Below are 22,187 nucleotides of genomic sequence, written 5' to 3' on the forward strand. Positions count from 1 at the left end.
TTTCCAAAAGGGCTTTTATGAAGCCTTTTCTCCAAAGAACTGAATCTGATCGAAATGCAGGTAGGTTTCCTCTCCAAGGATCGTTATCCTGAGAAAGCGGGCCTGAATGCCAGACTGGTCAATCCAGATGTAAGGATGGCCGTCAGCTCCACCATAAATGATGCCGTCATTTTTGCGCGTCATCACAAACCATTCCTGGTTATCAAGGGATCCCTGAAGAACAAAATTTGCAACGCGCTCAGGAACGCCATCAAGCCGGTTGAAGAGCCGCATTTCATGGACAAGGCAGATCGACTCAAGGTCAATTTCCCACCATGGATTATGTTCCAGGGCCGTATGGTTTTGACATTTACCGCAGAGATTCCCGGATAGCACACGACGTGCATCTTCTTCGACCGTGCCTGCATGAACTGTGGAAATCTGAGTGGCAGTCATGCCTTGTGAGATATTTCCCCATCGGCTCGGAGGGAAAATGCTGAAATCCCAGGCCCGTGCGGTCTGTGATAGCCAGTATTCGTGAAGGTAAAGGTCAGATATTTCGTTGGTAGTTTCATGGTAGTTGGTGCGTTGTTCCTGAGAATAAGTACCCCATACCAGTTCGCTGCGGTAATCTCCGCTTGTTCCACGCTGGATACGTAATTCAAAATCCGTATCTGACTTCATGGAAAAGTGCGCAACATAGGCAACTGTGAGTATTTTTTGTTTTCGCTCCTCCGAGTTCAGCATTTCCCAAGCTGTTTCTGGAAAGTTAGTATAATATTTACTAACGCTCTCACCTAACACATTGATCATATTGAGATCAGGATCGAGGCTGTTATATTCATGCATTATTGGAGAGCTGGAAGTTCTGTAAATGTCCTTATAAGGAACTTTTTTGCTTCTGATCAGCACCTTTGTATATGGATTGGCCCATCTTTCGCGCTTCGTATAGTTTATGAGAACGCTGCCATCGGGTCTGTCTTTGTATCCGTTATTCCCATAACAGCACCAATTGAAGTGAATTCCATCGATTTCTTTTGGTATGCGGGACATGAAAGAGGGAAGGAAGTTACTTCCCTTGATGCAAAGAAATTCATCAATGTCCAGAAACATCAGCCATTCGGTTTCTGTAGAAAAATTCCTCAGGAAGTGAAAATACATCTGATATTGCTGGCCAGGTATTGGATAATGCCTGAATGTTACAAAGGGATCAGATCCTGAAATATAGGGGCGAATACGATCATAAATGACGTCAGGGCAGTCATCATTCGAATAAAGATAAATATGATCTATGCCGATAGAACGATGATACTCCAGCCACTCGCAGATATATTTTTCCTCCCACTTTGCGCAGGCAACAAGTGAGTATGTGTATTTCGGTTTGGGGCGGATCCCGTGATTCTCGGTGCACGCAAGAGGCTCGATCGCATAGGTGAGAATGGTTTCATTGTATTTCATGTCGTGTTTCCAGAGCTCTTTAATAGATTTATAATTTATTCTTTTGACAGAACACTGTTCTGGGTCTGCGCTCTATCATTGCGCCAGGACGAACAGAGTTTTTCCCACACCTGTTTGGTATCCGGGTCAATGCGGTCATCTACTGACATACTCTGAAGGCTTTCTTCAACGAAAACTGCAGATGCAGTGCAATATCGAAAAATAATTTCCTGCATTGCTTCTGCCACACCGGGGATGTTGGTCAGACGACGCATCTCGGTACGGATATCTTCAGCCAAGCGTGAAGCGGGCGAGGTGCCTTCGACTTCAAAAGTCTGTGCGAAAAGACTGAAAATAGCAGGACTATTATATCTGAAGTGCTTGTTCTTTACGACGCCCTTGCCGTCATTTTCTCCACGGGAAAATTTCCAGATGTATTCTTCGAAAGAACGCAGATGGTAGTGACAGACATGTGCCCATTCGGTTGAAGACTGCGTAAAGTTAAGATCTTCGCTTGTTGTCTGGCTGGGGGGATAAATATTCCCGTCTACAGTCGCATACACTCTCAGTGAATAGGAGCATTCCGGGTGATGCGCGTATGAATAGTTGAACAGGCTGGTTTTGAAAATTGATTTAACAAGAGGATGCTTTTCGCCTTCGATAAAGCGCTCTGCGGAAATTTCATTTGACCATGTTAAACGTCCATTTGGGTAATAAACTCTCCAACTTAGAGAAAAACAGTCTACATCCTGTTCATTTCGGGCTGAAATAATGGGTAATATGCTATTTTTGCTCTCTTCGGATGGGAGAATGGCTTCATCGATATCGACAACTGCACACCAGCGGAAATCAAGGATTTCAGGGAGTGTCGTCAAAGCATGGTTGTAGGCTTTGAACTGCATGTTGATGCCTGGAACAGGGTTACTGGTATTGTTGATCCAGGTAATTTCCCCATTTTCGGCGAGAACTTTCAATAGGGCATCAGAACCATCCGTGTTGTCATTGGTATAAATAAAGAAATCTTTTATTCCGATGACGCGGTGATGGGCTATCCATTCCAGAAAATAAATCCCTTCGTCCCGGGCTGTCGCCAGAAGAGCAATGTCTTTTCTGCTTTCAATTGCCTCCCGGGCGATGCCAAGGATTACAGATCCCCAGTAAATTCCGTTCCCGCGATCCCTGATATGTCCATATCCCAGGAAATCATATTCGCCTGCGGCCTTTCTGATGGAACATCTGTTTCTACGTACATTCCACTGTGCCAGCTCCAGAAGTGCCCTGTGGACCCATTCTGCGTGAGGGATGTGATTGATTATTTCAAGGATATTGAAATAATTTTCGCCGGGGATGTTCAGGAAGGCGGTTGTGAGGATTTTGGAAAAAGTTTTGCGGCGTGTTGCGTTCAGAGATCGGGAAAACAGGTTAAAAAGCTCGACTCTGATATTTTTGTTCGAAAGACTTATTTCGCGAATGGATTTTTCTATATTATTTTTATTTGAAACAAATTTATTGATTTCATAAAATATTCTTATGGATTTTTCGTCTAATGCAACCTGATTAGGGGATAGGGAAAAAATTTCCCACTCCCGGCTTTCCTCTCGATTGAAAGCGAGGTTTCCAAAAGGATCTGCCGAAAAAAACTTTTTTTCTTCAAGAGAAAGAAGGGACAACTTGTTGTTGTTCTGGAATCCGATTTCAAAAACGAAAAACCTGTCCTTGAAAAGGGTGTTTTCTTCAGGACGGATTTTTTCCACGTCCTCCCCGATAGTGACGGGTGCGATAATAAAGAAAGCTGGATTTTCCGGGGACTGGGCAATGACGACGTCAATATACGACGCCTGCTTTTCGTTCGAATGCTTTAAGGTACGCTCTTCCGAGCAGAAAAATAGAGTGGTTCCATGAAATGTTTTTAAATGGAAGAATTCCATTCCATTATTCTCCTCTAGAATATCTTTCATAAGATCATTGTTCACTTTTATATTCAAGAGGGTCTTTGGAGTGAAGGAGAGTACCGTTTGTCGCAGAGACTGATGGATCCAGCATCTCGGTCTGCCAACCCGTTCGCGTGAATTTCAAGGCGACTGGAACTGCATTGGGAAGGCGTATGTCGACCGGAAGATTCATCGCATGTCGCAGGCCCCTGAACAGGGCCCCATGCGCAACAATCAGGGGAATATCGGGGTTTGCCAGTGCCTCATTGACGGCCAGGCGGGCTCTGTCCGTCAATGCTCCAAAGCTTTCAGCATCTTCGGGGGTAAGGCCGTCTTCAATCCAGGGTCTGTACCAGTCCCCCATGGGGGTGCCTTCCTGAATCCCGAAGCAGACTTCCTGTAAATTATCATCCACATGCAGCGGAAGGGTGATACCTGTGTAATGCTGAATTGTTTTCTGAACAGTTTCTGCCGTGACGAAAGCGCGCGTCAGCGGAGAGGACACGATACGGTCGAAAGGTTTTTGCCCGTTGTCGAAAAGGCTGGCGAGAACCCTGCCAGCCTGCAGGGCCTGTTGTCGGCCGGTTTCATTGAGCGGGATATCGGTCCGCCCCTGTGCCAGTCCCTGACGGTTCCAGTCGGTCTCACCGTGACGGAGATACCAGTAGGGCTTGGGGGCAATCTGCGACATGGGAAAGTCCGTTCACGAAGGCTGGACCGTGAAGCAGGCCGGTGAAAAATCAGTCGAAGAGAGAGGAGACCGAGCTTTCATCGGCAACGGCGCTCATGGCCCGGGCCAGCAGGTTGGCTGTAGTGATCTGACGGATGTTCGGGGTCTCGAGAAGAGCCTCGGTTGCCGGAATACTGTCAGTCAGCGTCAGCATGTTCAGCGGACTGTCTTTCACGCGCTGGCAGGCATTGCCAGTCAGAACGCCGTGAGTGACATAGGCCTCAACGCCTTCCGCGCCACGGCTCATGAGGGCATTGGCGGCGTTGCACAGCGATCCGCCACTGTCGATGATGTCGTCCACCAGTACGCAGTAGCGGCCGGCGACATCACCGATGACGTTCATGACTTCCGAGACACCGGCGCGTTCGCGACGCTTGTCGATGATCGCGAGGTCCACGTTCAGGCGCTGCGCGAGCTGACGGGCACGGACCACACCGCCGACGTCCGGCGAGACGATGATGAGTTCGCGGTCCGGCAGGCGGGCCTTCAGGTCACGCACGAAGAGCGGCGCGGCATAGAGATTGTCGGTCGGGATGTCGAAGAAGCCCTGGATCTGCATGGCGTGCAGGTCCATCGTCAGGATGCGGTTTGCGCCGGCTTCGGTCAGCAGGTTCGCGACGAGCTTGGCGCTGATCGGTGTGCGGGGGCCGGATTTGCGATCCTGCCGGGCATAGCCGAAATACGGCATGACAGCCGTGACACGCTTGGCCGATCCGCGACGTAGCGCATCAAGCATGACCAGCAGCTCCATGAGATGGTCGTTCGTCGGCATGCAGGTGCTCTGCACGACGAAGACATCCTCACCGCGGACGTTTTCCTGAATCTCGACGAATACCTCGCCATCGGCGAAGCGTTTCACCACGGTCTTGCACAGCGGCATCCGCAGTTCATGTGCGACCGCACGGGCCAGCGGCAGGTTACTGTTGCAGGCTACGATCTTCATGAAAAACGGCCTCGTCCGGTGTCCGACAGGGAAGTTGCTGGCCTTCTAACAGTGCAGGGGCGCCCTGTCATCCATCCAGTCTCATTGTTTGTGCGTACCAGTCCCGCAAAAGAACGCATGGCTGTCCGAGGGCAGAAGTCTCAGGCCGCTTTTTTCGGTGCGGGTTTTGTTTCCGGCAGGGGGGCGTGGTTACGGCCTGAATAGTTGGTGACGATGGTGCGTACGCCCTGTGCGGCTTCGTCGGCGGCCATGTCGGCGGTATCGCCCCAGGCCCCGTCCAGCGAATGGGGTGCGATGTCGTGAAACTGGGTCGCAGCCCCGGCTTCCTTTCCATCCGGGGTCAGGACATGCCAGACGATTTCGATATGATCGACGGCGTGGCCGGTGCTGCCTGGTGCGCCCGTTTTGAGATCGACCGTGCCGCGGACGATGAAATCCGCGCCCTTTTCGGTCGTTGTCACCGTGTTGGTCTTGTCCGGCAGCGACGCATAGAAGGCGCGGGCCAGGGCGATGTTTCCGTCTCCAGGCGCACCGGTGACACCCTTGAAGCAGATCTTCGCGGGCCGGTTCATGAGACTGTGCGGGTCCTGCTGCATCATGTTGGCCTGGATGCCCGTCAGCAGGTTCGCCAGTTGCGGAGCTTCCTGAACCGCGGCGCCCTGAAGTGCCAGCCTGTCGCCAGCGCTCCATCCCGCCATGTCCACGGCAGGGCCATCCGTTTCCGCCCGGATTTTTCCTTCCGGTGTCATGATGACGTAATGGGGCACGACGGCCCCGTTCCGTGTGGCCGCGCTCATTTTCAGCCACCAGTCTCCCTTCTTGCGAGGCTGTGCGATGGCCGGGACGGACTGGCCAACCATCGCCTGCGCCATGTCATGGGCCCAGAGCGCGGCGGCATCGTCAGACAGCAGGGACTCCGTGGGCGTTGGAACGGCCAGCCGGGCCGGGGGCAGATTGGCCGCTGTCAGATATCTGGCCTGCTGCCCCGGATCGGCGAAAGGCCGCGAAAGGCTGAAGCATCCCCCCAGGACAAGGGGAAAGCAGAGAGGCAGCAGAACAGGACAGAGGCGGCGCATCGGGGCTCCGGTAACAGGGCAGTGACCCGGTGGACTGTATGGGATTGCGGCTCCGTTGTCGAAGCCGCGCGCCCTTCTTAGCGGCGGATCAGGATGTAGTTGATCGTCACGTCGATGTCGAAATGGTCACCCTTCATGTCCGGCGGAACTGGCGGCAGATGCGCCCCCTGGAACATGCCGGTCGTCGCGGCATCCAGCGAGTACGAACCGGACTGGCTCATCAGCCGGACGGACTTCACATGTCCCGAACGGTCCAGCACGACATGCACCGAAGACGGACCGTCCTCGCCGGCCCGCGCGGCCTCTTCCGGATAGTACATGTGAGCCCGGATCCAGCGGTCGATTTCCCCGCCGTAATCCTCGCTGACGCCCTTGACGCTCGTGCGGGTCTGATACGGTGCGTTGATGGCGCCGTTCATGCTGAGCGGACCCAGGGACATGTCGATCGGGCCGCCGGAACCGGACGCACGCCCACGACGGCGGCGATAGGGCGAAGGTTGCTCGCCGAACGACAGATCCATCGGATGCGCGAACGGGTTGTTCCGGTCGGAGCGGACGGAACGCTGCGAGCGATGGGCATGCGGCGATGTCTGCTGGCTGCGCTGGCTCGGGGCCGCACCCGGCGTGACGGGGGCCGGGGTCGGCGCTGTCTTGGGCAGTTCGGCCGAGGGTTCCTGCGGGACGTCAGGCGCGGACGGCGTCTCGGGGGTCGGGACGGCCGGCGTGGGCGTGGACTGTTCCTTCTGCGGCTGCTGCTGGTTTTCCTGTGTCTCTTCCGGGCTCTGGGCTGAGGGAGGTGGCGGAGCGCCGCCCTCGTCCCGCGCGCGGGGTCCACGCATGCTGCTTTTCGACGGCGGCGTATCGAAGACCATTTCGACCTGCGGCTCTTCCTGCCCGGCCGGCGAGCCATGCATGCCGTGATGCTGCATCAGGAGGAACGCCAGAACAGCCGCGTGCAGTCCCGCCGAGAAAATGAACGGAACCGTCGGCCCGTTCTCGACGATGGTCTGCGGCCGCATCATCGGCGTCAGGACCGGGCGCACCGGAACCGATGGCGGAACGTAATCCCTCAGCCGCTCCCGGGTGCCGGCGGGGGCGTGCTGCGGGCGTGCGGGAGCGGTCCGCGCCGAGGGGGCGAAAAGCTGGGGTTCGCGCTTCGGCGGCTTTCCAGACGTGACGGTAACCGTTCCGCTCATACGCGGCACAGCCTGTCTGGAAAGGACCTGGCAGAAAACAGCCGGTCGGCGAAGAGAAGGTGGCGTCGCATCATCGCCAGACCTTTTGCACCAGGGCGGTCGGGGTTGTCATCCGGCAGGCTGGTTATCCGGGGCTGGGGGTGGGCGTCTGTATTGGCGTATCATGGCAGTAATGCGAGACCCAAGAAAGACACAAAGAGTCACGCAAACCTTAACTTCCGGAAAGGCATGCTCCTGATGGCTGATTCTGCCACGCTGTTTCTGGGCGCGGATCCCGATCTTGCCGCTGTCATCGCCCGTATCGGGCCATGCACGCTGCGCGGGGATAACGGGCAGGAACCCTATGATGCCCTTCTGCGCGCCATCGCCGGACAGCAGTTGCATGGCGCGGCGGCCCGGAAAATATTCGGCCGCCTCTGCCTTCTGGGTGCGCAGGAGAGCGTTGACGGACCGCCGCCTGCGCCCGGGCGGATTCTGTCCCTTTCCGAGGAACGCCTGCGGGCCTGTGGTCTTTCGGGAAACAAGATCCTGGCCATGAAAGGCCTCGCGCAGGCCCGGCTGGATGGCCTCGTCCCCAGTCGCGCCGAGGCATCCGTCATGACGGATGAAGAGCTGATCGCGCGTCTCGTCACCCTGCGTGGCATCGGACGATGGACGGTCGAGATGCTCCTGATGTTCACGCTCAACCGGCCCGACGTGATGCCGGTCGATGATTTCGGCGTGCGGGAGGGGTGGAGACGGATCCGGAAAATGGACCTGCCTCCCAAACCGAAAGCGCTGAAAGAGGAGACGGAACGTTTCGCCCCCCATCGCTCGACGCTGGCCTGGTATTGCTGGCGTGTGGCCGAGGAAGGGAAAAAAACGGCGCCTAATCCGCTGACCTCGTGAGTCCTGCCTTCGGGGTTACGAGGATTCCATCATGGCCGGGGTCGTAGCCATGAACTGCTTGGTATCTTCCGGGGAGAGCGGGCGTGACAGCAGATATCCCTGGACTTCCGTGCAGCCGAGGCGCCTGAGATAGGACAGCTGTTCCTGGCTTTCCACCCCTTCCGCCGTGACCGCCACGCCCAGATCGATGGACAGATCGACCACGGCGCGCACGATGGAAGCCGCACGGGATTCGCGCAGCATGTCCCTGACGAAAAGACCATCCAGCTTGATTTTCGAGAACGGGAAGAACCGCAGATATCCGAGCGACGAGAACCCCTTGCCGAAATCATCGAGCGCGATGGAAATCCCGGCGTTCTGAAGGCGGCTCAGCAGGGTGAATGTCGCGGCATCCGGCTCCATGAAGATGTTTTCGGTCATCTCGATCTGAAGGCAGCGGGCCGGAAACCCGGTCTTCTCGAGAATCCGGAACGTGTCCTTCAGGAAAGCCGGAGCCTCAAGCTGGCCGACCGATACATTGATTGACAGAACCAGCCCCTCATCCCATTCGCGGGCGAAAACGCAGGCTTTTTCCATGACGTAGACGCCAAGGTGATGGATCAGCCCGGCTTCTTCCGCCAGCTGGATGATCCGTTCGGGCGGGACACGGCCATATTCGGGATGGGACCAGCGGATCAGCGCCTCGAATCCACAGAGTTTCTGGCTCTGTGTGTTGAAGAAGGGCTGGTAGACAATGCCCAGTGTCCCTTCTTCCAGTGCTTCGGGGAGGGCACGGATCAGGTCGCGGTTGCGCTTGGCCACGGTGCGCAGTTCGGGATTGTAGAAACGGTGCGTGTGACCGCCCAGGCTCTTGGCTTCGTAGAGAGCAAGGTCGCTGGCCTCCAGCAGGCTTCCCACCCGTTCCGAACCCCCGATGGACAGAACGATTCCCACGCTGAGGCCGACCGCGCAGCGCACGCCTTCCCCGATGCGGATGGGAACATTCGTCAGCGCGTTGATCAGTCCCGTGGCCGTGTTGGCGGCCTGGGCAGGCGTTGTCTGACGTTCCAGCAGCATGAACTCGTCGCCGCCAAACCGGTAGAGCCTGTGGCGTTCGCTGAGCGTCCGGCTCAGTACGACGGTGACTTTCCGGAGCATCTCGTCGCCGGCGGAGTGGCCATACCGGTCGTTGATCTGCTTGAAGCCGTCCAGATCGAGATTGAGCAGCGCGAAGGCTTCCCCCGTGCGCTCGGCCTCGATGAGATAGGTTTCCATGTCGTCGAGGAAGGCGCCGCGGTTGGGCAGACCGGTCAGCAGATCATGTCTTGCCCGGAAAGAGGCGCTTTCCTGGGCCCAGTGCGTCTGGGTCACGTCCGTTCCGACGCCGCGATATCCGATGAAATTCCGGTCCTGGAAAATGGGGCGCCCACTCAGCGACCAGAAGCGCTGCTGGCCATGGAGGGCCCCCGACACCACGATGTCCCGGAAGAAGATCCGGTTGTCGAGGCACTGCCGCAGGCGGCCAAGACCTGTCCGTTCGTCTCTGTCGAAAGCCGCGGGGCCTGCCAGATCGGACAGGATGTCAAAGAAGTTCCGGTTTTCCAGCCATTCCCGGCTGTTGCCGAACGCGGAGGCCAGGCTGGCCGAGACATTCTGCAGTGTTCCGGACGTGGAGGTCTCCCACAGCCAGTCACCGGTATCATCATCCGCATTCCGCAGCAGGAGCTGGACGATGCTGTTGCGCTCCTCCAGCGAATACCGGCTGACCAGAAACGCCGCGAACAGGGTCCGGACTGCCATGGTCAGGGACAGGACAAAAAACAGGTAAATCGCCAGTTCGAGGGCGATATAGAAATAGAACGAGCCGTGATCGATTTCCCATGACTGGAAAAGGGCGATGCAGCACGACAGGACCAGCATGAGCGCAATGATCTCCCCCATGCCGGCCAGGGGCATCAGCGTGATGGTCGTTGCCGTCAGGCCAACCATGATGCCGGCGACCAGGACCCTGTCATTGGCGTCGCCATAGGGGAACACGACGGGTGGCAGCGTGATCCAGCAGAGTGCGAATGCGAAATTGAGCCCCTTGAGGATCCAGGACTGCCTGGTATCGACCAGCTTCTCGGTCGGGATCGCATAGAAGCAGATGTTGTAGACCAGCAGCAGGAACAGGACGGCCCCGCAGAGGATCATGCCGTAGGTCGGGTAGTTCCGCATCAGGCAGAGCCCGGCGATGGGGCCGCAGCTGATCTGGGGAACGAAATGAAAGAAGTTCAGCCCCCGCAGAACCCGGCAGCGTGACAGCCGGATGTCTTCTTCCGCTCCATCCGGGATTTCCGTCCGGAAAGAGAAAAGCCGGGCAAGCCGCACCTGTTTCATCAGGGTCAGCAGGGCGGTCATTGTGCTGCGCCTGACTGGGACGAGACAGCAAGATCCGATGAGACAGGCAGAAGCATCATGAACCTTCCCAATAGAGGAGGAGGGTGCCACGATGACAGGGATTTATGAAGTTTTTCTTTGCGGCGGACGAATCTGTCGATGGCAACATCTCCGCACGTCGGTTATGGCACACCGGGCATGGAGATAGCCGATAAGGGCTTAAGATTTCGTTAATGCGCCATTTCAGGCGTCGTGGCGTAAATCTCGAAGCTCGCTTTTTCAAACATTTCAATGCATTCGCGCATGTTGGCGGTCAGGGCTGCGCGCGTGATGTCCGGATCGTTGGACGGGTAGTAGGCGCGGGCCAGGTCCTCGTCGATTTCCAGATGGGACGGTCCGTCATGCTCATGCTCGTCATGGGCCAGACCCCAGGTCCAGTGCTTCTTGGCGAACAGGCTGGTGAACTTCGGCGCATGGCAGAGATAGGCGGCCAGTTCTTCGGCGATGTATTCCACGGCGGCCAGCCAAGAGAAGAAGATCACGGGATCTTCGCTGTCGGCATTGGCAATCAGTTTCTGGACGCTCGGCAGCGTGTCGTAGTGGGTCCCGAACAGGTCGAGGCCGAATTCCTTCGCACCATCGGCCCACAGGATGGCGTGCGACCCTTCCTCTTCCTTCATTTCGCGGACGGCTTCACGGGCTTCCGAAAAGAAGGTCTTGATCCGGCTCTGGCCAAAGCGCTGGACGAGCGGCTTGATGGGGAGATGACCGACGCGCACATCAATAGCGCGCTCAAAAGCCTGAATAAAAGGCCACCATCCGATCATCATGGCCCGAATAGTGTCTTTATCGCCATGGGCTGCGCCCCGGGCCAGTGCGGAAGAATAGATTTTCTCTCGTGTAAAGACACGCATTTCGGCACGATTTACCAAAGGCTCGGAGAACAGTAGAGCGTACATCCGCGTAATCCTGATGAAGTTATTGCATGCGCCGTTCCGGCATTGATGTTGTAGTCGTTAATTTTTCGAAAAAGTAAGTTTTTTACTTTAATTTTAATTGAGTTTTATTAAAATAGCAAAAAATTAATATATTAGATTTTATTTATGTTGCTTTATCGAAATAAAATGATTCGCACAAAACCGCCATCCTCTGATCCGGTTTGGTATCGTAACGTCCCGTTTCAGGTCGGTTTAAGCAGAAATTCCATCATTTCCCTCAGGAACGCGCGCGGCTGTTCGGCATGCAGCCAGTGTCCGGCGTCGGGCAGGGAGTGGATCAGCGCGTGGGGGAAAAGAGTTCGGATCTGATCGTGATGTTCGGGGCGGACATAGGGAGACGCCCCGCCACGCAGGAAAAGAACAGGCCCTTCGTAGGGCGCAATCTGCAGATCGGGCCAGTTTTCGATTTCGTGAATGTCACGGGCGAGATCGTCAAAACCGATGCTCCACCCCGGCGAATCGCCGAGCCGGACGTTCTGCAGAAGGAGTTCGGCAACGGGTCGGCTGCCGGCGACCGGCTCCAGAAGATCCAGTCCTTCCCGCCGTTCGAGCGATGCGGGAAATGTGATGGCGGCCAGCCGGGCGATCATCTCGCCATGCCCGTGACCCGTCCGGGCCGGCGCGATATCCGCGACGAGCAGTTTCGTGATGCGCTCAGGAGCGGCAAGGGCCAGCATCATCCCGACCTTCCCGCCCATAGAGTGACCCACGACGGCAAAACGCTCGATCCCCAGATCATCCAGCGTTTCCAGCACGTCCTGCGCCATGAGCGCATAGCTAACGGGGCCATGCGGACTGTGTCCATGGTTGCGCAGATCCAGCGCAAGAGTCCGGAAATCGGCAGCCGCGCCGCGCTGGAGGAAGCCGAGGTTCCGGCCCCGTCCGAACAGCCCGTGCAGGAAGACGACGGTTTCCGGGCCTTCACCGCGTTCGATGACATGCAGTTTCATCAATGATCCTTCCATGACAGCTGTTGATCGGCGACGCGCTTGCCGTCAAACAGGATCACACCTGCCGCCCGGGAGCTCGCTTGTCCACCAGTCCCGCCCCTTCGCCCGCATCTCCTGACGGCTCTTCCGGCCGTTTTCAGGACAGGTCCCGCGTTCTGCGCCAGCGGATGAACCGCTTTCAGGCGCGTCTGTTTCCCCATGCGCCGTCGAATCTGCGAACCCTGGTGCGTGGAAACGAGATCTGGCTGAGCGTTCTGGCGGGATTCGTTGGGCTCCTGTCGGGCCTGTGCGTTTTTGTAGTCACCCATCTGACCTTCTTCATGCACCGGCTGCTGTTCGGGGTATCCGGCATGTCCGGCGGCCATCTGTCCGGACTGACCGTCCTGCCACCGCTTCGAACGGTAGCGGTGCTGACCGGGGGCGGGCTGGTGATCGGGCTGTTCGGCGTCATGGTCGCGCAAATCATGCCCCGCAGTCCCGTGGACCCCATCGAGGCCAATGCGCTGCATGGCGGCCGCATGTCGGTGCGGGACAGTCTGGTCATTGTCTGCCAGACGGTTCTGTCCAACGGGGTCGGCGGTTCCATCGGGCTTGAAGCCGGCTTCACCCAAATTGCCGCGGCTTTCGGTTCCCGCATCGGACGCTCCTTCCGGGTGCGCCGCGAGGATCTGCGCGTGCTGGTGGGGGCCGGTGCCGGTGCTGCGATCGGGGCGGCGTTCGATGCGCCGGTGGCCGGCGCGTTCTATGCGTTCGAGCTGGTGATCGGCTCCTATTCTCTGGGAAGCCTGTCCCCCGTGGCGGTCGCTGCGCTGGCGGGCGTGGGCGTGACGCGCTCGCTGGGGAGTGTCCCGCCGGGCATCGTTATTCCATCGCCGGGCACCCTGTCCTGGGAAGGGACGGCCGGGGCGGTCATCATCAGTGTCCTGACGGCTCTGACGGCAATCGGCCTGATGTTCTGCGTTACCCAGACCGAGGCGCTGTTCCGCCGAATGCCCGGCCCAGTCTGGCTGCGGCCTGCGGTTGGCGGTCTGATCGTGGGTGGGCTGGCGACGCTGCATCCATCCGTCCTGTCCGCCGGGCACGAGGCGATGCGCGCTGTCTTCGCCGGAAACGTCACCGCGCAGATGGCCGTTGTTCTGCTGTTCCTGAAGGCTCTGACGTCCTGCCTGTGTATCGGGTCCGGGTTTCGCGGCGGCCTGTTCTTCGCATCGCTCTATCTTGGATCGCTGGCGGGCACGATCTACGGCACGCTTCTGGAACCGCTGGGCGTTGCGCCGGATTCCGCCACAGCCTGCGCACTGGTCGGCATGAGCGCGATGGCCGTCGCCGTGATCGGCAGCCCCATGACTATGATCTGCCTGATGCTGGAACTGACCGGCAGCGTCTCCATGAGCGGTGCGACACTTGTCGCTGCGGTGCTGTCACTCCTGACCGTGCGCCGCCTGTTCGGTTACAGCTTCGCCACCTGGCGCTTCCATCTGCGGGGTGAATCGATCCGCTCCGCCGTCGATATCGGCTGGATGCGCTCCTTGAATGTCCGCCGGATGATGCGCGGGCAGGTCCGTACCCTCCCGGCGGACACACCTGTAAACCGCGCGCAGGCCATGTTCCCGCTCGGCTCGGCCCAGCGGATCGTCCTGCTTGATGGGGAGGGGCATTATGATGGTATCGTCCATCTGGCCGACCTGCACGCCGTCCCGGCTTCGCAGACGCCGATCGCAACGCTGGCCCTGTTCCGCAACGCCATGCTCACGCCGCACATGAACATTCGTGAGGCGATCGAACTGTTTGAAAAGGCCGAGGCCGACGCGCTTGTGGTCGTCGAGGACCCGCAGTCCCGGCAGGTGATCGGAACCCTGACCGAACAGCACGCCCTGCGCCGCTATGCCGAGGAACTCGAACGCAGCCGCCGGAGTTTGGCGGGGGACGAAAGCCTGCCGACCTGATCCGCCAATGCGGTCTTGCCCCTTGGCATCACGGCGTTCCCGTTTCAACATGCGGTCCCATCAGATGCCCGCTTCGGGCGCCCCAACCGGAGACCTGCCATGACCGCAACCCCCGACTCCCGCCTCGCCGACCTTGAGATCACCCTGCCGGTCGCAGCCGCTCCGGTTGCGAATTACGTTACGACCGTTCGCACCGGAAACCAGCTCATCGTCTCCGGTCAGCTTCCGCTGGTGGATGGCAAGCTGCTGATCACCGGCAAGCTCGGGGACGAAGTTTCGGTTCATGCCGGTGTGGCCTGTGCCCGCGCCTGCCTGATCAATGTTCTGGCCCAGGCCAAGGCTGCACTGGATGGCGATCTTTCCCGTATCACCCGCGTTGTCCGTCTGGGCGGCTTCATCGCCTGCACGCCCGAGTTCACCGATCAGGCCACTGTCATGAATGGCGCGTCCGATCTGGCCGTCGAGGTTTTCGGTGATGCCGGCCGTCATGCCCGCTCCACGATCGGCGTGCCGAGCCTACCCGTGAACGCCCCGGTTGAAGTCGAGGCGCTGTTCGAAATCGCCTGATCACCCCGGATGGGAGAGACCGAATGGGAGAACCGGAGACCGCCCCGTCCCCCGACTGGAGCCTGAGCCTCCACGCCTCGATCCACGAGATCGGGGCCGAGGCCTGGGATGCCTGCGCGGGCGCGGATAATCCGTTCGTTTCTTTCGGCTTCCTGTCCGCTCTTGAAGACAGTGGCTCCGTCGCGGACCGCACCGGCTGGCTCGTGCGCCATGCCGTACTGCGGGCGCCGGACGGGACAATTGCGGCCCTCGCTCCGCTTTATGGAAAGTCCCATTCCTGGGGCGAATACGTCTTCGACCAGAGCTGGGCCCGCGCTTACGAAGCCGCGGGCGGTCGCTACTATCCAAAATTCGTCTGCGCCGTCCCGTTCTCGCCGGTTCCCGGCCCAAGACTGCTGCTACGGCCCGATCTGCCCGATCCGAAAGGCGTGGCGCAGGCTCTGGCCTCCGCGCTCATTCAGGCCACGGCGCAGCTCGGTCTGTCCTCCCTGCACGCCAATTTCTGCGATATGGCTTCGATGGAGGCCTTTACCGAAGCGGGTTATCTGCCGCGCACGGGCATCCAGTATCACTGGCAGAACAACGGTTACGCCACGTTCGATGATTTTCTGGCCGCTTTAGCCTCCCGCAAGCGCAAATCCATCCGCAAGGAACGCAGCGCCGCGCAGTCCTGCGGTCTGACCTTCAGCACATTGCGCGGAAACCAGATTACCCTGGAAGACTGGCAGGCGTTCTACCGCTTCTACCAGTCCACGATCGACCGAAAATGGGGCAGCGCCTATCTGACGGAGCACTTCTTTCCCATGCTGTCCGAACGTCTCGGAGACCGCGTGGTCCTGATGATGGCCCATCATGACGGAAAAGCGGTTGCCGGTGCCCTGAACCTCATGGGGGCGGATGCGCTGTTTGGTCGCAACTGGGGCTGCGAGGGAGACTGGCCCTTCCTGCATTTTGAGCTGTGCTATTACCGTGCGATCGACTTCGCCATCGAGCACGGCCTGTCCCGCGTCGAAGCCGGGGCGCAGGGCGAGCACAAGATACAGCGCGGTTATCTTCCGACCTTCACCCATTCCGCGCATGCCATTCTCGATCCCGGGCTGCGGCAGGCCGTGGGCGCCTTTGTGGAAGAAGAACGGACCGCCATGCAGGCAGAGGCCGCGGAACTGGAAACTCTTTCACCATATCGTCACGGCGAGTCGGGATAACCCTGTTCGTTTAACGATTGGGAAAGCTTTCTGCGGCTAGGCTGTGCTCCGAAATCGGGATTGACCGGAGCCTGTAAAGCCCATGGAGAACAGTACCTATATCGCGCTTTCGCGCATGGATGCCCAGCAGCGTGCCATGTCCGTGGTCGCGGCTAATATGTCGAACGCCTCGACTGTGGGCTACAAACGCGAAAATGTCCTCTTCAGTGACTTCCTGTCCCACCAGCACGGCTCAAAACAGCCCGAAGGCGCGGATACGGAATCCTACACGCAGGACCGCGCGACATACCGGGACTTCCAGCAGGGCGACATGCAGTCGACCGGCAATCCCCTTGATCTCGCACTGGGTGGCGAGGGCTATTTTCAGGTGCGCACCGCCAATGGCGTCCGGCTGACCCGCGCCGGCCGTTTCGAGGAGCAGCAGGACGGCGCCATTGTCGATGAAAACGGAAATGCCCTGCTGGACCGTGACGGACAGCCGATCGAACTACCCCAGACTGACCATCGCATCACCATTTCCGCAGACGGCGTGATCTCGACCGAAACCGGCGAGCAGGGCCAGATCGGGATCGTGACGGCGCAGGATAACAACAGGCTCCAGGCCGAAGGCAGCAGACTGCTGCGTTCCGACCAGCCGACCACCGCTGTCGAGCGGCCCAACATCGTGCAGGGCATGGTGGAAGGCAGCAACGTCCAGATGATGACCGAAGTCACGCAGATGATGGAAATCCAGCGGAACTTCGACTTCATGGCGCAGTTCGTGGACGCCGAAGCAACGCGCCAGAAAAACGCCATCGACAAGATCGTTCAGGTCTCGGCCTGATTTACCGACCCTCACGGGACAAGGATAACGCTCCATGCGCGCACTCGACATCGCCGGAACGGGCATGCAGGCCCAGCAGACCAACGTCGAAACCATTTCCAACAACATCGCGAACATGAGCACTACGGGCTACAAGCGCTCCCGTGCCGAGTTCCAGGATCTGATCTACCAGAACATCCGCCGCGTCGGCGCCAGCTCGTCCGATACGGGTACGACCATCCCGGCCGGTGCTCAGGTCGGTCTGGGTGTGAAGACGGCCGCCATTTACCGCATCAACGATCAGGGCAGTCTCGAACAGACCAGCAATTCCCTAGATCTGGCTGTGCAGGGACGGGGCTATTTCCAGGTCCAGCTCCCGTCCGGGCAGCTTGCCTATACCCGTGACGGCACGTTTTCGATGGACAACAACGGCTCGCTCGTGACGGCGGATGGCTATCTTATCAGCCCCACGATTACGATCCCCAACAATGCCCAGAGCATCTCCGTCGATCAGTCGGGACAGGTCAGTGTGCAGATCGCCGGGCAAAATAACACGACGCTCGTCGGACAGCTTCAGCTTGGCATCTTCACCAATGAGAACGGTCTGGCCGCGATGGGACAGAACCTGTTCACCCAGACGACGGCGTCGGGCGACGCCATGATGGGTAATCCTGAAGCCGTCGGCTACGGCAGCATCATGCAGGGCTACGTCGAAAACTCGAACGTCAACGTCGTGACGGAAATCACCGATCTGATCACGGCCCAGCGCGCCTATGAGATGAACAGCAAGGTCATCACCGCGTCGGACGACATGATGAAAACCGTGACCAATCTGGGTGGTGGCTAAGCATGAGCCGTATCCTGCTGAAAGCTGGCATCCTGCTGCTGGCAGGATGCACAGCACTGTCGTCCGCTTCTGCCGCAACCCTGCGAACAAACGTCAATGTCGATCATCCGCGCGTGCGCCTGTCCGACCTGTTCGCCGATCTGGGCAAGGGACAGGATACCGAGATTGGCGATGCCCCGGCACTGGGCGCCAGCTATGTGGTCGGTGGTCCGCAGCTGACAGCCATCGCCGCGCAGTTCGGCGTGGACTGGCCCGATGCTTCTCCGCTGGTTTCTGTGACCGTGACGCATGCGGCGCGCATGATCACGGTTGATGATGTGCTTCCCGTCATCCGGCAAGGTCTGGAGCTTCCGTCCGAGGCCCGGGTTGAGGTAGCCCTGACCGGGTTCAAGCCTGTTGCGGTTCCCGTTGCGGATCAGGCGGCACCGACGATCCTGCATATTGATCGTCCCCCCCATGGCAGCGAGCATTTCACCGCGCGCCTTGAAGTCGCGTCTGCAAGCGGCGGACAGGGGACGGCTTTCAATGTGAGCGGAACGGCGACCATGGAAGTCCGGGCCGTGACCCTGCGTCACGCCATGCATCTGGGACAGCCCATTCTGCCAGAAGACGTCACCATGACCTTTGTTCGCATCGGTCTGATTCCGGACGATGCGCTTCAGTCTCCCGAGGACGCTGTCGGTCTTGAGGCACGGGGTGTGCTCGCCGCCGGTCAGGTCCTCAGCGTGTCCGAACTCGCGCATCCGCAGCTCGTGCATCGCGGATCGCCGGTTGTCGCGACATTTTCCGGCCCGAGCCTCCACCTGACCGTGTCAGGAACCGTTCTCGAAGCGGGCGGCAAAGGCGACACCGTGCACGTCTACAATGCCAGCAGCCGCATGGTCCTGACAGGGCGTGTCGTGGACCGGACGGAAGTGGAAGTCATCCCCGGCATCATGCCGCTTTCCGCCGACAACCGGACGCATCAGCAGACAACGTCCCTGCCGTCCCTCTGAGTCTGTCCACCGCGTAAATGGACAGGCCCGGGTTCAGACCTGTCTGGCGGAGGGTTCGGTGCCGCTGTGCCGACGCACCAGGCCGAGCAGCCAGTAGCAGAGACGTTTGCTTCTCATGCCGATGGCATCCATCCACAGATAGACGATCGGCGTGGTGTACAGCGTGAGAAGCTGGCTGACGACCATGCCGCCAAGGATCGAAACACCCAGCGGTCGGCGCATTTCCGCGCCATATCCGTTGCTGATGATGAGCGGAACCGCGCCCAGCGCGGCGGCGAGGGACGTCATCAGGATGGGGCGGAAGCGCGTGATGGATGCCTTGAAGATGGCATCTTTCGGGGACAGTTTCTCGATCCGTTCAGCGTGGATCGCAAAATCGATGACGAGAATGGCGTTTTTCTTGACGATACCCGTCAGCAGGATGATGCCGATCATGGCGATGATGCTGAAGGACTCTCCCGCGATCCACAGCCCCAGAACCGCGCCGATACCAGCAGACGGCAGGGTAGAAAGGATCGTGATGGGATGGATCAGGCTCTCATAGAGAATACCCAGCACGATATACATCACGGCAATCGCGGCCAGGAACGCCAAGCCGCCGTTGATCATGAGCTTGCGGGTATCGCCGGCCGTCCCGGTGAAATCACCCAGAACACCATCGGGGGCATGGGTGGTCTGCATGGTCTGTTTGATCAGATCGACCGCATCATTATAGCTCACGCCGGTCGCCAGATCGAAGGAGATATTGGCGGAATAATAGCTGCCGCGATGGGTGATATCGAGGGGCTGCGGCTTCCACAGGACGGAAGCCACGTTGGTCAGCGGGATCATGGTTTCGGTCGAAGACGAGACAGCGGAACCGTTGGAGGAATTGCCCGAAATCTGGTTGGCCAGCGAGTTCTGGATGGAGGCCGTGGCCAGGGACGTGAAGCTGTTGGCGGACGTGCTCGCATCACTGCGGACCCGGATCAGGTTGGAGGCCACGCCACCGGCCGCCGTGCCCGCGGCTGTGGAAATCCACACCTGCCGGAGCATTTCGGGGTCCATGCGGTATTGCTGCGCCAGCACCATGACGACGCGATGCTCGGTCGTGGGCAGGTGGATCGTGGAAACGATGGCCTGACCGTACGAATCATACAGCACGTTCTGGATCAGCTGCGGCGTGATGCCATAGCGCGCTTCCGTGTCGCGGTGGACGGTGATGTAGGCCGCAACCGACTGTCCCTCGGTCGTGGAAGACACGTTGACCAGCTTGCCCGAGGCGCGCAGAGCGCTCAGCAGGGTCGGGAGATATCCGAACAGGTCGGCGACGTTGTCTCCCCGCAGGACGTAACGGTAGCTGCCGGTATTCTTGGAGCTGCTGCCGCCCTGGCTGCTGCCGCCAACGCTCCAGAACGAGATGTCGGCCCCTGGCTCATCGGGCAGGCGTTTGCGGATACGGTCCAGAATGACCTCGGCTGACGCGCGCTCCTCCTTTTCCTTCAGATGGATGTAGAGCTCGCCGCTGTTCTTGTCGTCGCTGAAGATGGTTGTCGAGGTGACATCCGGGTCCGTCTGGGTAATGGCGCCGACTTCCCGCAGCCGCCGGTCGATTTCCTGGAACGACATGGTGGCGTCGCCCTTGATGCGTCCTGCCAGCAGCGACATGTCCTGGGAGGGGATGAATTCCTTGGGCATCAGCACGACCGATCCCACCAGCACGACAAAGCTGAGTGGCAGGGTCAGACCCATCAGGACCGGATGGCGCAGGCACCAGTGCATGGACCGCCCATACTGTTTCAGCGTCCAGTCCAGCGAGGTTTCCGTGACGAAGGCGATGTGGCCGAGAATGCCTTTCCGGGATTCCTCGCCGTGGTCGATTTCCAGCAGATGCGCGCACATCATCGGCGTCAGCGTCAGAGAGAGCCACATCGAGATCACGATGGCGGAAATCATCGTCATGCAGAACTCGAACATGATCGAGCCAGCGCTGCCGGGCAGGAACAGCAGCGGGATGAACACCGCGACCAGAGAGGCGCTGATGGACAGGACCGTGAAGCCGATTTCCGAAGCGCCGATCAGGCTGGCCTCGTAGCGGTCTTTCCCCTCTTCCATGTGGCGGGCGATGTTTTCCAGCACGACGATGGCGTCATCGACCACGAAGCCCACCGCGATGGTCAGGGACATGAGCGACAGGACGTCGAGCGTGAAGTTGAACGCGGCCATGGCGGCCAGTGTGCCGGACAGGGCGATGGGGACCGTGATGGCCGGGATGAGCGTCGTGATCATCTTGCGGAAGAACAGCAGGATCACGAGCACGACCAGCACGACGGACAGGACCAGCGTCAGCCGCGCATCCGCCAGCGAGGCCCGGATGGAGCGGGACGTATCGAGGCCCACGACCAGATTGACGTCCGCCGGCAGGGCATCGCGCAGATGCGTCAGGTTGGCGTTGATGCCGTCCACGATGGCCACGGTGTTGGCGTGGGGCTGGGCGGTCACGACCAGGGTGACGGCGCGATGTCCGTTGATGTAGCTGGTCTGATAAACGTCCTGGACGCTGTCGCTGATGGTGGCGATGTCGCTCAGCCGGACGGGGTAGAAGTTGTTGCGATAGCCGACGATCAGGTCCCGGTACTGGGACGCGTTGATGGCCTGGTCGTTGGTGGACAGCATCATCCGCTGGCCATTGCTGTCGATGAAGCCCTTGGGCGTGAAGGCATTGGCTGAAGCAAGGGCGGTGCGCACGTCCTCGAAACCGATGCCCCATTTGTAGAGTGGGCCGGGATTGAGCTCGACACGGACGGCAGGATTCGTTGACCCCACGACTTCCACACGGCCCACGCCCTTGACCTCGGCCAGGAGCGGTTTGATGCGAATATTGGCGATGTCGTAGAGTTCGGCCTGCGTTTTCTGATCGCCGGTGAGGCTCATCAGATAGACCGGGAAACCGCTGCCATCCATCTTGAAGGCCTGCGGATCGGCATCCATCGTCCCTGTCGGCAGGTCGGCTCTTGCGGCGCGCAGGGCGGCCTGTGTGTCGCGCAGGGCGCCGTCGATGTTTCGCGATGACGAGAACTCAAGGAAAATCTGGGCCTGTCCGGCGTTGGTGTCGGATTCGATGCTTTCCAGATCGGCGATGGAGCCGAGCCTGCGCTCCAGAGGCGTGGTGACGGATGTTGCCATCTGCTGCGGATCCGCGCCCGGCTGGGTCGCCACGACCATGATGGCGGTCGTGGTCATGTCCGGCATCGTGGCTACGGGCAGGAGGGGGTAACAGATGAACCCCGCCATGAAGATGGCAATGGACATCAGTGTCGTCGCGACCGGACGGTCTATGAACAGGCGGCAGAAATTCAT

Annotated in this window: 17 protein-coding genes; 7 read left to right on the forward strand and 10 right to left on the reverse strand. The window is 59.1% G+C overall.

Translation table 11 applies throughout. The features are described 5' to 3' along the window. Positions 1–15 precede the first annotated feature (15 nt). The 6 genes from GOX01_RS05060 to GOX01_RS05085 all read right to left on the reverse strand — a co-directional run bounded on the left by GOX01_RS05060 (position 16) and on the right by GOX01_RS05085 (position 7,292). On the reverse strand, positions 16–1,437 hold the full coding sequence (locus GOX01_RS05060; protein ID WP_011252534.1) for a glycosyltransferase family 2 protein: 1,422 nt from the start codon (positions 1,435–1,437) through the stop codon (positions 16–18). A gap of 35 nt (positions 1,438–1,472) precedes the next feature. Next, positions 1,473–3,344, reverse strand: coding sequence for a glycosyltransferase family 2 protein (locus GOX01_RS05065; RefSeq protein WP_011252533.1), 1,872 nt, complete (start codon positions 3,342–3,344; stop codon positions 1,473–1,475). A gap of 34 nt (positions 3,345–3,378) precedes the next feature. Continuing rightward, entirely contained in the window at positions 3,379–4,038 is a 660-nt protein-coding gene (locus GOX01_RS05070; RefSeq protein ID WP_011252532.1) for a histidine phosphatase family protein, read from the reverse strand. A 49-nt stretch (positions 4,039–4,087) separates the two neighbouring features. Beyond that, positions 4,088–5,020: a ribose-phosphate pyrophosphokinase gene (locus GOX01_RS05075; RefSeq protein WP_011252531.1), complete on the reverse strand. Its 933-nt coding sequence runs from the start codon at positions 5,018–5,020 to the stop codon at positions 4,088–4,090. Positions 5,021–5,160: 140 nt separating this feature from the next. After that, positions 5,161–6,096, reverse strand: coding sequence for a hypothetical protein (locus GOX01_RS05080; protein ID WP_011252530.1), 936 nt, complete (start codon positions 6,094–6,096; stop codon positions 5,161–5,163). A gap of 77 nt (positions 6,097–6,173) precedes the next feature. Then, the gene (locus tag GOX01_RS05085) at positions 6,174–7,292 is read right to left on the reverse strand and encodes an energy transducer TonB (RefSeq protein ID WP_024716874.1); all 1,119 of its coding nucleotides are present in this window, start codon (positions 7,290–7,292) and stop codon (positions 6,174–6,176) included. A 237-nt stretch (positions 7,293–7,529) separates the two neighbouring features. Between GOX01_RS05085 and GOX01_RS05090 the strand changes: the two genes are divergently transcribed. Next, a complete protein-coding gene (locus tag GOX01_RS05090; protein WP_024716875.1) occupies positions 7,530–8,180 on the forward strand; it encodes a DNA-3-methyladenine glycosylase family protein in 651 nt (216 codons plus the stop codon). A gap of 15 nt (positions 8,181–8,195) precedes the next feature. Here GOX01_RS05090 and GOX01_RS05095 read toward each other — a convergent pair whose 3' ends face one another. From GOX01_RS05095 to GOX01_RS05105, 3 genes are all read right to left on the reverse strand, one after another. Then, on the reverse strand, positions 8,196–10,559 hold the full coding sequence (locus tag GOX01_RS05095) for a putative bifunctional diguanylate cyclase/phosphodiesterase (protein ID WP_062269407.1): 2,364 nt from the start codon (positions 10,557–10,559) through the stop codon (positions 8,196–8,198). A 209-nt stretch (positions 10,560–10,768) separates the two neighbouring features. Then, on the reverse strand, positions 10,769–11,368 hold the full coding sequence (locus GOX01_RS05100; RefSeq protein ID WP_226986644.1) for a hypothetical protein: 600 nt from the start codon (positions 11,366–11,368) through the stop codon (positions 10,769–10,771). 350 nt (positions 11,369–11,718) lie between these two features. Beyond that, a complete protein-coding gene (locus GOX01_RS05105) occupies positions 11,719–12,486 on the reverse strand; it encodes an alpha/beta fold hydrolase (RefSeq protein WP_011252525.1) in 768 nt (255 codons plus the stop codon). Between the two features lie 167 nt (positions 12,487–12,653). On the opposite strand from GOX01_RS05105, the gene GOX01_RS05110 reads away from it, so the two are divergent. The 6 genes from GOX01_RS05110 (at position 12,654) to flgA (ending at position 18,848) form a co-directional block, all read left to right on the forward strand. After that, the gene (locus GOX01_RS05110; RefSeq protein WP_011252524.1) at positions 12,654–14,432 is read left to right on the forward strand and encodes a chloride channel protein; all 1,779 of its coding nucleotides are present in this window, start codon (positions 12,654–12,656) and stop codon (positions 14,430–14,432) included. A gap of 99 nt (positions 14,433–14,531) precedes the next feature. After that, positions 14,532–14,999 carry a RidA family protein gene (locus tag GOX01_RS05115; RefSeq protein WP_011252523.1) on the forward strand — a complete coding sequence of 156 codons (468 nt, stop codon included), beginning with the start codon at positions 14,532–14,534 and terminating at the stop codon, positions 14,997–14,999. 23 nt (positions 15,000–15,022) lie between these two features. Further along, complete coding sequence (locus GOX01_RS05120) at positions 15,023–16,204, forward strand: GNAT family N-acetyltransferase (protein ID WP_011252522.1); 1,182 nt, start codon at positions 15,023–15,025, stop codon at positions 16,202–16,204. Between the two features lie 82 nt (positions 16,205–16,286). Beyond that, positions 16,287–17,027 (forward strand): flagellar basal-body rod protein FlgF, encoded by a 741-nt coding sequence (gene flgF / locus GOX01_RS05125; RefSeq protein WP_011252521.1) that lies wholly within the window; start codon positions 16,287–16,289, stop codon positions 17,025–17,027. Between the two features lie 34 nt (positions 17,028–17,061). Continuing rightward, complete coding sequence (flgG, locus tag GOX01_RS05130) at positions 17,062–17,853, forward strand: flagellar basal-body rod protein FlgG (RefSeq protein ID WP_011252520.1); 792 nt, start codon at positions 17,062–17,064, stop codon at positions 17,851–17,853. 2 nt (positions 17,854–17,855) lie between these two features. Further along, the gene (flgA, locus tag GOX01_RS05135; RefSeq protein WP_011252519.1) at positions 17,856–18,848 is read left to right on the forward strand and encodes a flagellar basal body P-ring formation chaperone FlgA; all 993 of its coding nucleotides are present in this window, start codon (positions 17,856–17,858) and stop codon (positions 18,846–18,848) included. 33 nt (positions 18,849–18,881) lie between these two features. On the opposite strand, the gene GOX01_RS05140 is transcribed toward flgA, so the two are convergent. Beyond that, positions 18,882–22,187: an efflux RND transporter permease subunit gene (locus tag GOX01_RS05140; protein WP_062269409.1), complete on the reverse strand. Its 3,306-nt coding sequence runs from the start codon at positions 22,185–22,187 to the stop codon at positions 18,882–18,884.

It is taken from the genome of Gluconobacter oxydans, from assembly GCF_006539685.1.
Taxonomy (GTDB): domain Bacteria; phylum Pseudomonadota; class Alphaproteobacteria; order Acetobacterales; family Acetobacteraceae; genus Gluconobacter; species Gluconobacter oxydans.

Excerpts from the sequence above, each read along its gene's own strand:
- GOX01_RS05105 (WP_011252525.1), bottom strand. The coding sequence starts at position 12,486 with ATGAAACTGCATGTCATCGAACGCGGTGAAGGCCCGGAAACCGTCGTC.
- GOX01_RS05060 (WP_011252534.1), bottom strand. The coding sequence starts at position 1,437 with ATGAAATACAATGAAACCATTCTCACCTATGCGATCGAGCCTCTTGCG.
- GOX01_RS05080 (WP_011252530.1), bottom strand. The coding sequence starts at position 6,096 with ATGCGCCGCCTCTGTCCTGTTCTGCTGCCTCTCTGCTTTCCCCTTGTC.
- GOX01_RS05115 (WP_011252523.1), top strand. The coding sequence starts at position 14,532 with ATGACCGCAACCCCCGACTCCCGCCTCGCCGACCTTGAGATCACCCTG.
- GOX01_RS05075 (WP_011252531.1), bottom strand. The coding sequence starts at position 5,020 with ATGAAGATCGTAGCCTGCAACAGTAACCTGCCGCTGGCCCGTGCGGTC.
- flgA (WP_011252519.1), top strand. The coding sequence starts at position 17,856 with ATGAGCCGTATCCTGCTGAAAGCTGGCATCCTGCTGCTGGCAGGATGC.
- flgG (WP_011252520.1), top strand. The coding sequence starts at position 17,062 with ATGCGCGCACTCGACATCGCCGGAACGGGCATGCAGGCCCAGCAGACC.
- flgF (WP_011252521.1), top strand. The coding sequence starts at position 16,287 with ATGGAGAACAGTACCTATATCGCGCTTTCGCGCATGGATGCCCAGCAG.
- GOX01_RS05140 (WP_062269409.1), bottom strand. The coding sequence starts at position 22,187 with ATGAATTTCTGCCGCCTGTTCATAGACCGTCCGGTCGCGACGACACTG.
- GOX01_RS05100 (WP_226986644.1), bottom strand. The coding sequence starts at position 11,368 with ATGATGATCGGATGGTGGCCTTTTATTCAGGCTTTTGAGCGCGCTATT.
- GOX01_RS05110 (WP_011252524.1), top strand. The coding sequence starts at position 12,654 with ATGAACCGCTTTCAGGCGCGTCTGTTTCCCCATGCGCCGTCGAATCTG.
- GOX01_RS05095 (WP_062269407.1), bottom strand. The coding sequence starts at position 10,559 with ATGACCGCCCTGCTGACCCTGATGAAACAGGTGCGGCTTGCCCGGCTT.
- GOX01_RS05090 (WP_024716875.1), top strand. The coding sequence starts at position 7,530 with ATGGCTGATTCTGCCACGCTGTTTCTGGGCGCGGATCCCGATCTTGCC.
- GOX01_RS05070 (WP_011252532.1), bottom strand. The coding sequence starts at position 4,038 with ATGTCGCAGATTGCCCCCAAGCCCTACTGGTATCTCCGTCACGGTGAG.
- GOX01_RS05085 (WP_024716874.1), bottom strand. The coding sequence starts at position 7,292 with ATGAGCGGAACGGTTACCGTCACGTCTGGAAAGCCGCCGAAGCGCGAA.
- GOX01_RS05065 (WP_011252533.1), bottom strand. The coding sequence starts at position 3,344 with ATGGAATTCTTCCATTTAAAAACATTTCATGGAACCACTCTATTTTTC.
- GOX01_RS05120 (WP_011252522.1), top strand. The coding sequence starts at position 15,023 with ATGGGAGAACCGGAGACCGCCCCGTCCCCCGACTGGAGCCTGAGCCTC.